Below are 12,081 nucleotides of genomic sequence, written 5' to 3' on the forward strand. Positions count from 1 at the left end.
TGCGCAGAGGGGGCCGGGTACGGGCGACCCGTCCGGCGCCGGGGCCGTCGTCGTCCTGCCGGAAGGCGCCGGTCCGGCGGCCGACGCCGCCGCGGGGCGGGGAAAGCGGGCGACGCGGCCCGGAGGTGGGGCCCCCGGGGCGGGCGACCGGTCGCTGGGACCCGTGACGCTCGTTGTGGCGGGGGCCCTGTCGGTGCAGTTCGGTGCGGCGATCGCCGTGATGCTGATGCCGCGTACGGGCCCGCTGGGGGTGGTCACCCTGCGACTCGTGCTCGCCGCGCTCGTGCTGCTCGCCGTGTGCCGGCCGCGGCTGCGCGGGCATTCGCGCGCCGACTGGGGCACCGTCGTCACCTTCGGCTTCGCGATGGCCGCGATGAACGTGCTCTTCTACCAGGCCGCCCACCGCATCCCGCTGGGCGCGGCCGTCACGCTGGAGGTGCTCGGCCCGCTCGTGATGTCCGTGATCGCCTCGCGCAGGCCGGTCAACCTGCTGTGGGCGGGGCTGGCGTTGGGCGGCGTGTTCCTGCTGAGCGGCGGCGGTTTCGACCGGCTCGATCCGGTGGGCGCGCTGTTCGCGCTCGGCGCGGGCGCGATGTGGGCGGCGTACATCGTCTTCAGCGCCCGCACCGGGCGGCGCTTCCCGCAGGCGGACGGGCTGGCGCTGGCGATGGGGGTGGGCGCGCTGCTGAGTCTGCCGCTCGGCTTGGTGGAGGCGGGGTCGCGGTTGCTGGTGCCGTCCACCCTGGGGCTCGGTCTCGCGGTGGCGCTGATGTCGTCGGTCCTGCCGTACACGCTCGAACTATTGGCGTTGCGCAGGCTGCCCGCGGCCACGTTCGCCGTGCTGATGAGTCTGGAGCCGGCGATCGCGGCGACGGCCGGATTCCTCGTCCTCGATCAAGCCCTTTCGCCGGCCGAGGTGTTGGCGATCGGGCTGGTCGTCGCGGCGAGCATGGGGGCGGTGCGGACGCAGGTGGCCGGAAAGAGGCGTGCGGCGGGCTGAATATCAAAGCAAGCACGCTTGCTTGTTTTCTGGAGTGCTGCCATGCTCCGGGGCACGAACCGTCGTGCCCACAGGGGAGCGTCACGTGTCCGATCCGACAGCCGTGCTCGACGACCTGCGCGATGAAAGCGATGAACTCGACCGGCTCGTCGCCGACCGGGCGCCCGGAACGTGGGCCGCGCCGACACCCGCCGAGGGCTGGAGCGTCGCCCACCAGGTCGCTCATCTCGCCTGGACGGACCGGGCGGCGCTCGTCGCCGTCACCGATCCCGACGGCTTCGCCGCCGAGATCGCCAAGGCACTCGCCGCGCCCGACTCGTTCGTCGACGACGGCGCGGCCGAGGGCGCGGCCCTGCCGCCCGCCGACCTGCTGGCCTACTGGCGCGAGGGCCGCGAACGGCTGCTGACCGCTCTGCACGAGGCCCCGCGCGGTGTGCGGTTCCCCTGGTACGGGCCCCCGATGAGCGCCGCCTCGATGGCGACCGCGCGGCTGATGGAGACGTGGGCGCACGGCCAGGACGTGGCCGACGCCCTCGACGTCGAACGCAGGCCGACGGCGACGCGGCTCGCGCAGATCGCGCGCATCGGAGTGCGGACGCGGGACTTCGCGTACGGGGTGCACGGGCTGACCCCGCCCGCCGAGCCGTTCCGCGTCGAGCTGACGGGACCCGGCGGCGAACGGTGGACCTACGGTCCCGAGGACGCGGCGCAACGCATCGCCGGCCCGGCGCTGGACTTCTGCCTCCTGGTCACCCAGCGGGCGCACCGTGCCGATCTGTCGCTTCGCGCGACGGGAGCGGACGCCGACCACTGGCTCGACATCGCCCAGGCCTTCGCCGGTCCACCGGGCCGGGGCCGTGCCCCGCGCGGGGCCGCGGGCGCGGGCCCCGCCGACGGCGGAGGCCGTCGATGACCGCGGCCCGGGACGGCGGCCGGGTCCCGCTGGGCCGCCGCGCCGACGTGCTGCGCGTCGGGAACGCCTCGGGGTTCTACGGCGACCGGTTCGAGGCCGTGCACGAGATGCTCACCGGCGGGCCCCTCGACGTGCTCACCGGGGACTACCTCGCCGAGCTGACCATGCTCATCCTCGGGTGCGACCGCCTGAAGGACCCGCGCCTCGGCTACGCCAAGACCTTCCTCAGGCAGCTGGAGGACACCCTCGGGACCGCCCACGAGCGCGATGTCCGCATCGTCACCAACGCGGGCGGGCTCAACCCCGCCGGCCTCGCCGACGCCGTCCGCGCACTCGCCGGACGCCTGGGCATCCCCGTACAGGTCGCGCACGTCGAGGGCGACGACGTCTCCGCCCGCTTCCCCGACGCCCTGACCGCCCACGCCTATCTCGGCGGCGCCGGGATCGCCGCCTGCCTGCGCGCCGGCGCCGACATCGTCGTCACCGGCCGCGTCACCGACGCCGCCCTCGTCACTGGGCCCGCCGCCGCGCACTTCGGCTGGGGGCCGAAGGAGTACGACAGGCTCGCGGGCGCGGTCGTCGCCGGACACGTCCTCGAATGCGGCACCCAGGCCACCGGCGGCAACTACGCGTTCTTCTCCGGCCACGACGTGCGCCGCCCCGGCTTCCCCCTCGCCGAGATCCACGCCGACGGCACCGCGGTCGTCACCAAGCACGACGGCACCGGCGGGATCGTCGACATCGGCACCGTCACCGCCCAACTGCTCTACGAGACAGGGGGCGCCCGGTACGCGGGCCCCGACGTGACCGCCCGGCTCGACACCGTACGGCTGGAAGAGGACGGGCCGGACCGGGTGCGCATCTCCGGTGTGCGCGGTGAGGCCCCGCCGTCGACCCTCAAGGTCGGGCTCAACCGCATCGGCGGCTGGCGCAACGAGGTCGTCTTCGTGCTGACCGGCCTCGACGTCGAGGCCAAGGCGCGGCTCGTCCGTGAGCAGCTTCAGGACGCGCTCGGCAAGCAGCGGCCAGCCGAGGTGCGCTGGGAGCTGGCCCGCACCGACAGCGCCGACGCCGACACCGAGGAGCGGGCCAGCGCCTACCTCCGGCTCGTCGTGCGCGACCCGGATGCCGAACGCGTGGGGCGCGCGGTGAGCGGCGCCGCGATCGAACTCGCCCTCGGCAGCTACCCCGGCTTCCATGTGACGGCCCCGCCCGGCAAGGGCGCACCGTACGGGGTGTTCGACGCGGTGTACGTGCCCGCGGAAACCGTCCCGCACACCGCGGTGCTGCCGGACGGCGAGCGCGTCCACCTGTCCACCGCCGACGACGTCCCTCCGACCGTGCCCGCCCGCGATGCGCCCGGCAGCCATGACCGGCCGGACGGGCACCCGCAGGGCGCGAGCGCCCCTGCGGCCGTGGCCGCCGGCGACGCGACCGCAGGCGGACCGGAGGACACCGACACCGACACCGACACCGAGGGCGGCGGGACACCGGGCCGTGCCTCGGATGCCTCCGACGGCTTCGTGGATCGCGCCGACGGCGGGCCGTGCGGCACACCGGGCCACGCCCCGGATGCCTCCGGCGGCCTCGTGGACCCCGCCGACGGGGGGCCCGCACTGCCCGAGCCCCTGCCGCCCGGGCCGACCCGCCGCGCACCGCTCGGGCTCGTCATGGGCGCCCGCAGCGGCGACAAGGGCGGCGACGCCAACATCGGCGTCTGGGCGCGTACCGAGGACGCCTGGCGCTGGCTCGCCCACGAACTGACCGTCGAGCGGCTGCGCGTCCTCCTCCCGGAGACCGACGGACTCCTCGTCGTCCGGCATGTGCTGCCCAACCTGCGTGCCCTGAACTTCGTCGTCGGCTCGATCCTCGGCGAAGGCGTCGCCTCGCAGGCTCGTTTCGACCCGCAGGCCAAGGCACTGGGCGAGTGGCTGCGCGCCCGCTACGCCGACATCCCGGAGGCATTGCTGTGAATCCTCCCCTGCCTGAAGAGAAGGGTCCTCACCCTTCAGGGCTGATCGGGGATTTCTGGCTCACGCTGCCAGCCGGGGCAGCGCGCCCCACCTGGTCTTCCGCGATCGGCGCCCACCGGGGTGACACCAGCCCGGACCAGCCCACTCCGCCATCAACGCGCCGGACGCGCCGGACGACAGGCGCGGACGGAACGTCCACCGGGCACACCCGGCGCCCTCCGCCGTCGCTGCTTCCGTCATACACGGCAACTCTCGGGGAGGCAGGACAGTTGAGGGCTCTTGATCGTTGTGGGCTGCCTCGCCCCGGCACGTGGTGGACGCTGAACCGCCCTTGTGGCGATGCGGCTTTTGCTGCCCTGTTCCGCAGGAGTCCGAATCTTTCCCGCAAGCGGGAGGTACCCCCACCCCGCCCTGAAGGCCGGCGCATCCTCGGAGGAATCAGGTGACCGTTCTCGGCACGGCCGTCGATGTGACGAGCCCCGCATACGCTGCCCACCGCGAGGCGATGCTCGCCCGTCTCGCCGACCTCGATGCGGAGCACGCCAAGGCGCTCGCCGGCGGCGGCGAGAAGTACGTCGCCCGCCACCGGGGGCGCGGCAAACTGCTCGCGCGGGAGCGGATCGAGCTGCTGCTCGACCCCGACACCCCGTTCCTGGAGCTGTCGCCGCTCGCCGCCTGGGGCAGTGACTACCCGGTGGGCGCGTCCATCGTCACGGGCATCGGCGTCGTCGAGGGCGTCGAGTGCCTGATCACCGCGAACGACCCGACCGTGCGCGGCGGCGCCTCGAACCCGTGGACCCTCAAGAAGGCGCTGCGGGCCAACGAGATCGCGTACGCCAACCGGCTGCCGTGCATCGCGCTCGTCGAGTCCGGCGGGGCCGATCTGCCCTCCCAGAAGGAGATCTTCATCCCAGGGGGCGGGCTGTTCCGCGACATCACCCGGCTGTCGGCGGCCGGGATCCCGACGATCGCGGTCGTGTTCGGGAACTCGACGGCCGGCGGCGCGTACGTCCCCGGCATGTCCGACCACACCGTCATGATCAAGGAACGGTCGAAGGTCTTCCTCGGTGGTCCGCCGCTGGTGAAGATGGCGACGGGCGAGGAGAGCGACGACGAGTCGCTGGGCGGGGCCGAGATGCACGCGCGCGCCTCGGGCCTCGCGGACCACTTCGCGCTCGACGAGCAGGACGCCCTGCGGCAGGCGCGGCGGATCGTCGCCCGCCTCAACCACCGCAAGGCGCACCCCGATCCGGCCGGTCCCGCGCAGGAGCCGAAGTACGCGGCCGAGGAGCTGCTCGGCATCGTGCCGGAGGACCTGAAGACCCCGTTCGACCCGCGCGAGGTGATCGCGCGGATCGTGGACGGCTCCGACTTCGACGAGTTCAAGCCGCTGTACGGGACGAGCCTGGTGACCGGCTGGGCGCGGCTGCACGGCTATCCGGTGGGCGTGCTGGCGAACGCGCAGGGCGTGCTGTTCTCGGCCGAGTCGCAGAAGGCGGCCCAGTTCATCCAGCTCGCCAACCAGCGCGACATCCCGCTCGTGTTCCTGCACAACACCACCGGCTACATGGTGGGCAAGGAGTACGAGCAAGGCGGCATCATCAAGCACGGCGCGATGATGATCAACGCCGTGTCCAACTCGCGCGTCCCGCACCTGTCGGTGCTGATGGGCGCCTCGTACGGAGCCGGGCACTACGGCATGTGCGGGCGGGCGTACGACCCGCGGTTCCTGTTCGCCTGGCCGAGCGCCAAGTCGGCGGTGATGGGCCCGCAGCAGCTCGCGGGCGTACTGTCGATCGTCGCCCGGGCGTCGGCGGCGGCGAAGGGGCAGCCCTACGACGACGAGGCCGACGCGGGGCTGCGCGCGATGGTCGAGCAGCAGATCGAGGCCGAGTCGCTGCCCGCTTTCCTGTCCGGGCGGCTCTACGACGACGGGGTCATCGATCCCCGCGACACACGGACGGTGCTCGGTCTGTGCCTGTCCGCGATCCACACGGCACCGGTCGAAGGCGCCCGCGGCGGCTTCGGCGTCTTCCGGATGTGAGGGCCCTTCCGTGATTGCTTCCGTCCTTGTCGCGAACCGCGGGGAGATCGCCTGCCGCGTCTTCCGCACCTGCCGTGACCTCGGGGTCGCGACGGTCGCGGTCCACTCCGACGCCGACGCCTCGGCCCTGCACGTCCGCGAGGCGGACGCGGCGGTGCGCCTGCCGGGCGCTGCGCCCGCGCAGACGTACCTGCGCGGCGACCTGATCGTGAAGGCGGCACTCGCGGCGGGCGCGGACGCGGTGCACCCGGGATACGGGTTCCTGTCAGAGAACGCGGACTTCGCACGCGCCGTGCTGGACGCGGGCCTGGTCTGGATCGGGCCCCCTCCCGAGGCCATCGAGGCGATGGCGTCGAAGACACGGGCCAAGGAGCTGATGGGCCTTCGGCCACTGACCGACGTCACCGAGTCGGACCTGCCGGTCCTGGTGAAGGCGGCGGCGGGCGGCGGCGGCCGGGGGATGCGGGTGGTCCGGTCCCTGGCCGCGCTGCCCGGGGAACTGGCGGCGGCGAGTTCGGAGGCGGCGTCGGCGTTCGGCGACGGCGAGGTGTTCGTCGAGCCCTATGTGGAGGACAGCCGCCATGTGGAGGTGCAGATCCTCGCCGACACGCACGGGACGGTGTGGGCGCTGGGCACCCGGGACTGCTCGCTCCAGCGCCGCCACCAGAAGGTCATCGAGGAGTCCCCCGCGCCGGGGCTGCCGGCGGAGCTCGTCGAATCCCTGCGCACCCAGGCCGTGCGGGCCGCCCGGGCGGTGGGCTACACCGGTGCGGGCACGGTGGAGTTCCTGGTGGGCGGGGACGGGCGGACCCACTTCCTGGAGATGAACACCCGCCTCCAGGTGGAACACCCGGTCACCGAGGCCGTGTTCGGCATCGACCTGGTCGCGCTGCAACTGAGCGTGGCCGAGGGCGCCGCGCTGCCGCCGGCCCCGCCCGAGCCCGCGGGCCACGCCGTGGAGGCACGCCTGTACGCGGAGGACCCGTCCTCCGGATGGACCCCGCAGACAGGTGTGCTGCACACGCTCGACGTGCCGGGCGACGCCCCGGCAGTCCGCGTCGACACCGGGTACGCCGACGGCGACACCATCGGCGTCCACTACGACCCCATGATCGCGAAGGTCGTCGCCTGGGCGCCGACGCGCGACGGGGCCGTCCGCCGGCTCGCGCACGCCCTGCGACGGGCACGGGTGCACGGACCCGTCACCAACCGGGACCTGCTCGTACGGTCGTTGGAGCATCCGGACTTCGCCGCGGCGCGGCTCGACACCGGCTACTACGAGCGGCACCTCGACGAGCTCACCGCCCCCGCCCCCGGTGAGCCGCACGCCGCCGTCGCGGCCGCCCTCGCGGCGGCCGCCGCACGCGGCGGACGGTTCGGCGGGGCATGGCGCAACCTCGCCTCCCAGGACCAGGTCAGGACCTACAACGGCCATGAGGTCCGCTACCGGCTCGCGCGCGGCGGCGGTTACGAACTGCCCGGCGCCACCGGTGTGCGCGCCGTCGAGGTGACCGCGTCCCGGGTCCGGCTGGAGACCGACGGGGTCCTACGGGCCTACGACGTGGTCGTGCACGGCGACACCGTGTACGTCGACACCCCCCTCGGCGCCCATACCCTCACCGCCCGCCCCCGGTTCACCGATCCCGCCGACCGGGCCGAGCCCGGATCGCTGCTCGCGCCCATGCCCGGGACGGTCGTGCGGGTCGGGGACGGCGTCCACGAGGGCGCCCGGGTCGCCCGTGGACAGCCACTCGTCTGGTTGGAGGCCATGAAGATGGAGCACAGGATCGTCTCGCCCGCCTCCGGCACGCTCACCGCGCTCCACGCCCACCCCGGTCGCCAGGTCGAAGTGGGCGCCCTGCTCGCCGTCGTAGCGGACGTCGCACCGGACGCCGTAGGAGACGCCGGATCGGAAACCGTTCAGGACTCGGACGTACCGGAAGCCCAGGAGGAGATCGCGCCATGACCGTCATCGAGAGCCAGGAGCACCAGGACCTGCGCGCCGCCGTCGCCGCGCTCGGCAGGCGGCACGGCCAGGACTACGACCGCGCCGCCCTGTGGGCCGAGGCCGGCAAGCTCGGCTACCTCGGCGTGAACATCCCCCAGGAGTACGGCGGCGGAGGCGGCGGCATCAGTGAACTGTCCATCGTGCTGGAGGAGTCGGGCGCGGCCGGCTGCCCCCTGCTCATGATGATCGTGTCGCCCGCGATCTGCGCCACCGTCATCGCCCGCTTCGGGACCGAGGAGCAGAAGCGCACCTGGCTGCCGGGCCTCGCGGACGGCAGCCTGAGCATGGCGTTCGGCATCACCGAGCCCGACGCGGGGTCCAACTCGCACCGGATCACGACCACGGCCCGCAAGGTGGGCGACGGCTGGTCGCTCACCGGCCGCAAGGTCTTCGTCTCCGGTGTCGACATCGCCGACGCCACCCTGATCGTGGGGCGCACCGAAGACGCCCGTACGGGAAAGCTGAAGCCCTGCCTGTTCATCGTCCCGCGCGACACCGAGGGCTTCCATCGTTCGGTGATCGACATGGAACTGCAGGCGCAGGAGAAGCAGTTCGAGCTGGTCCTCGACGATGTGCGCCTGCCTGCCGAGGCGCTGGTGGGTGGGGGTACTCCCCCTGGCTTCACCGGGGGGACCCCCGCCCACACCGAAGTCCCCCTGGGCCCAGCGGCCCGGGAGGTGCCCCCAGGGGGAGAGGACGCGGGCCTGCTCCAGCTGTTCGCCGGGCTCAACCCCGAGCGCATCATGACTGCCGCGTTCGCCATCGGGATGGGCCGCCATGCCCTCGCCAAGGCCGTCGCGTACGCCAAGGAGCGCCAGGTCTGGAAGGACCCCATCGGCGCCCACCAGGCCATCGCCCACCCCCTCGCCCAGGCCCACATCGAGCTGGAGCTCGCGCGGCTGATGATGCAGAAGGCCGCGGCCCTGTACGACGCCGGTGACGACGTCGCCGCGGGAGAGGCCGCGAACATGGCCAAGTACGCGGCGGGTGAGGCGTGCGTGAAGGCCGTCGACCAGGCCGTGCACACCCTCGGCGGCAACGGGCTGACCCGCGAGTACGGTCTCGCCAAGCTGGTCACCGCGGCCCGGGTGGCCCGAATCGCCCCGGTCAGCCGCGAGATGATCCTGAACTACGTGTCCCACCAGTGCCTGGGGCTCCCCAAGTCCTACTGACAGGCGACATCCTGGCCGTCCGTACCCACGCCGAGGGGGCCGCAATGGTGTTCCGCGTCCATCGCAGCAGTCACGCAGATGTCCCGGCCGTCGTCGCACCCATCCACGAGGCCGTGCTGGGCCGCGCCACGGAGCACGGCGACACGGTCGCCCTCGTCGACGGTGCGAACGGCACCACCGTCACCTACCGGCAACTCGACGCCCACCACCGCCGGATCGCCGCCGCGCTCGCCGACGCCGGGCTCGTCAAGGGGGACGTGCTCGCCCTGCACAGCCCGAACACGGTGGCCTACCCGGCGGTGTTCTACGGGGCGACACGGGCCGGCGCGGCGGTGACCACCGTCCATCCGCTCGCCACGGCTGAGGAGTTCGCGAAGCAGCTGCGCGACTCCTCCGCCCGCTGGATCGTCACCGTCTCGCCGCTGCTGGAGGTCGCACGCAGGGCCGCCGAACTCGCGGCCGGGATCGAGGAGATCTTCGTCTGCGACCGTGCCGACGGGCACGTCGGTGTCGTCGACATGCTGGCCTCGACCGCGCCCGAACCGCGGGTCTGCATCGACCCGTCCGAGGACCTGGCGGCCCTGCCGTACTCGTCGGGCACGACCGGCGTCCCCAAGGGCGTGATGCTCACCCACCGGTCCATCGCCACCAACCTGGAGCAGCTGGCCCCGTTCATCCCCATGGGCCCAGGCGACCGCATCCTTGCCGTTCTGCCGTTTTTCCACATCTATGGGTTGACCGCCCTGATGAACGCCCCGCTGCGACAGGGCGCGACCGTCGTCGTCCTGCCCCGCTTCGAACTCGACACGTTCCTCTCGGCGATCCAGGAGCACCGCATCAGCGGCCTGTACGTCGCCCCGCCGATCGTTCTCGCGCTCGCCAAGCACCCGGCGGTGGCGAAGTACGACCTGTCGTCCCTTGAGTACATCGTCAGCGCGGCCGCCCCGCTGGACGCCCGCCTCGCCGAGGCGTGCTCGCGCCGGCTCGGCCTGCCGCCGGTACGGCAGGCGTACGGGATGACCGAGCTGTCCCCTGGCACCCATGTGGTGCCGCTCTCGGCGCAGAACCCCCCACCCGGGTCCGTGGGCCAGCTCCTGCCGGGCACCGAGATGCGCATCCTCGCCCTCGGCTCCGGCGAGGACGCGGGCCCCGGCGAGGACGGCGAGATCGCCATCCGCGGGCCGCAGGTGATGAAGGGCTACCTCGGCCGGCCCGACGCGACCGCCGCGATGATCGACCCCGACGGCTGGGTCCACACCGGGGACGTCGGACGCGTCGACGAGGACGGCTGGCTGTTCGTCGTCGACCGCGTCAAGGAGCTCATCAAGTACAAGGGCTTCCAGGTCGCCCCGGCCGAACTGGAGGCGTTGCTGCTCACCCACGAGGCCGTCGCGGACGCGGCCGTGATCGGTGTCCTCGACGAGGAAGGGAACGAGATCCCGAAGGCGTACGTCGTACGGCAGCCGGGCGCCGAGACCCTGACCGAGGACGACGTCACGGCGTTCGTCGCCGAGCGCGTCGCGCCGTACAAGAAGGTCCGCCGCGTCGAGTTCACCGGCGGCATCCCCCGCGCCGCGTCGGGGAAGATCCTCCGGCGCGAGCTCAGGGACCGCGAGAACCGCTCCGAGGAGTAGGCCCATGACGATCCGCACCGACCACGACCGCGGCATCACCACCCTGACGCTGGACAGCCCGGACACGCGCAACGCGCTGTCCGCGCGGCTCGTCGACGAGCTGGCCGAGGCGCTCGCCAGGTGCGGCGGCGACGAGGCCGTACGGGCCGTGGTGCTCACGCACACCGGCACCACGTTCAGCGCGGGCGCCGACCTGAAGGCGCCGCCGAGCCCGTACACGTTCGTCGCCCTGCTGCGGCGGATCGTGACGCTGCCCAAGCCCGTCGTGGCGCGGGTCGCGGGGCATGTGCGGGCCGGCGGGCTCGGCCTGGTCGGGGCGTGCGACATCGCGGCGGCGACGGCGGTGTCGGACTTCGCGTTCACCGAGGTGCGGATCGGGGTGGCTCCCGCGGTGATCTCGCTGCCGCTGCTGCCCCGGATGGACCCGCGGGCCGCCGAGCGGTACTACCTCACCGGGGAACGGTTCGACGCCGCCGAGGCGGCACGCAGCGGCTTGCTCACGCTCGCCGCGGCCGATGTGGACGAGGCGCTCGCGCCCGTCGTCGAGGGTCTGCGCAGGGCGTCGCCGCAGGGCCTGGCGGCGTCCAAGCGGCTGGTCACGGCTAGGGTGCTGGAAACCTTCGACCGGGACGCGGAAGACCTGGTGCAGCGTTCGGCGTCGCTCTTCGCGTCGCCCGAGGCGCGGGAGGGGATGACGGCCTTTCTGGAACGACGGGATCCCGCATGGGTGTTGTGACGCCGCCGTCGGCGGCGAAGGCGCCGAAGCAGGACCGCAGCCGGGCGACCCGGCAGCGGCTGCTGGAGGCCGCCGTGGCGTGCCTCGCCGAGGTCGGCTGGGCGGGCTCGACCGTGTCGGTGGTCGCCGAGCGTGCCGGGGTCTCCCGCGGCGCGGCGCAGCACCACTTCCCGACCCGGGAGGACCTGTTCACGGCGGCCGTCGAGTATGTGGCGGAAGAGCGCTCGCACGCGCTCAGGTCGCTGCCGACCGAGGACCGCGGGCAGGTCGTCGCCGCCCTCGTCGACCTCTACACCGGCCCCCTGTTCCGGGCGGCGCTGCACCTGTGGGTGGCGGCGTCGAACGAGGAGCAGCTGCGGCCCCGGGTGACGGAACTGGAGGCGCGCGTCGGCCGCGAGACCCACCGCATCGCGGTCCGCCTGCTGGACGCCGACGAGTCCCGCCCCGGCGTACGCGAGACCGTCCAGGGCCTGCTGGACATGGCCCGCGGCCTGGGCCTGGCCAACCTCCTCACGAACGACGCGGCCCGGCGGGAGCGGGTCGTGGCCCAGTGGGCTGCGCTGGTGGAGGACGGACTGGGGTGAAACGTATTGAGCACCCG

9 protein-coding genes are annotated in these 12,081 nt (G+C 73.3%); all 9 read left to right on the top strand.

Annotation, left to right across the window (positions count from 1 at the left end; all coding sequences use genetic code 11):
• The first annotated feature begins 55 nt into the window (after positions 1–55).
• The 9 genes from ACH5AF_RS08040 (at position 56) to ACH5AF_RS08080 (ending at position 12,064) form a co-directional block, all read left to right on the top strand.
• Positions 56–1,000, top strand: coding sequence for an EamA family transporter (locus ACH5AF_RS08040; protein WP_398901007.1), 945 nt, complete (start codon positions 56–58; stop codon positions 998–1,000).
• Positions 1,001–1,085: 85 nt separating this feature from the next.
• Positions 1,086–1,913, top strand: a complete 828-nt coding sequence (locus ACH5AF_RS08045; protein WP_398900633.1) for a TIGR03084 family metal-binding protein — start codon at positions 1,086–1,088, stop codon at positions 1,911–1,913.
• Positions 1,910–3,886: an acyclic terpene utilization AtuA family protein gene (locus tag ACH5AF_RS08050; protein ID WP_398900634.1), complete on the top strand. Its 1,977-nt coding sequence runs from the start codon at positions 1,910–1,912 to the stop codon at positions 3,884–3,886. The genes ACH5AF_RS08045 and ACH5AF_RS08050 overlap by 4 nt, the downstream gene beginning before the upstream one ends.
• A 442-nt stretch (positions 3,887–4,328) precedes the next feature.
• Positions 4,329–5,930, top strand: coding sequence for an acyl-CoA carboxylase subunit beta (locus tag ACH5AF_RS08055; RefSeq protein WP_398900635.1), 1,602 nt, complete (start codon positions 4,329–4,331; stop codon positions 5,928–5,930).
• Between the two features lie 10 nt (positions 5,931–5,940).
• Positions 5,941–7,896, top strand: a complete 1,956-nt coding sequence (locus ACH5AF_RS08060) for a biotin carboxylase N-terminal domain-containing protein (RefSeq protein ID WP_398900636.1) — start codon at positions 5,941–5,943, stop codon at positions 7,894–7,896.
• Positions 7,893–9,110: an acyl-CoA dehydrogenase family protein gene (locus ACH5AF_RS08065; protein WP_398900637.1), complete on the top strand. Its 1,218-nt coding sequence runs from the start codon at positions 7,893–7,895 to the stop codon at positions 9,108–9,110. Before ACH5AF_RS08060 ends, ACH5AF_RS08065 begins: the two co-directional genes overlap by 4 nt.
• Before the next feature lie 44 nt (positions 9,111–9,154).
• Positions 9,155–10,744: a 4-coumarate--CoA ligase family protein gene (locus ACH5AF_RS08070; protein WP_398900638.1), complete on the top strand. Its 1,590-nt coding sequence runs from the start codon at positions 9,155–9,157 to the stop codon at positions 10,742–10,744.
• A gap of 4 nt (positions 10,745–10,748) precedes the next feature.
• The gene (locus ACH5AF_RS08075; protein WP_398900639.1) at positions 10,749–11,480 is read left to right on the top strand and encodes an enoyl-CoA hydratase family protein; all 732 of its coding nucleotides are present in this window, start codon (positions 10,749–10,751) and stop codon (positions 11,478–11,480) included.
• Positions 11,468–12,064, top strand: coding sequence for a TetR/AcrR family transcriptional regulator (locus ACH5AF_RS08080; protein WP_398900640.1), 597 nt, complete (start codon positions 11,468–11,470; stop codon positions 12,062–12,064). Before ACH5AF_RS08075 ends, ACH5AF_RS08080 begins: the two co-directional genes overlap by 13 nt.
• The last annotated feature ends 17 nt before the right edge of the window (positions 12,065–12,081 follow it).

The sequence above is a fragment of the Streptomyces sp. NPDC018833 genome, assembly GCF_044390825.1.
In the GTDB taxonomy this organism is placed as follows: domain Bacteria; phylum Actinomycetota; class Actinomycetes; order Streptomycetales; family Streptomycetaceae; genus Streptomyces.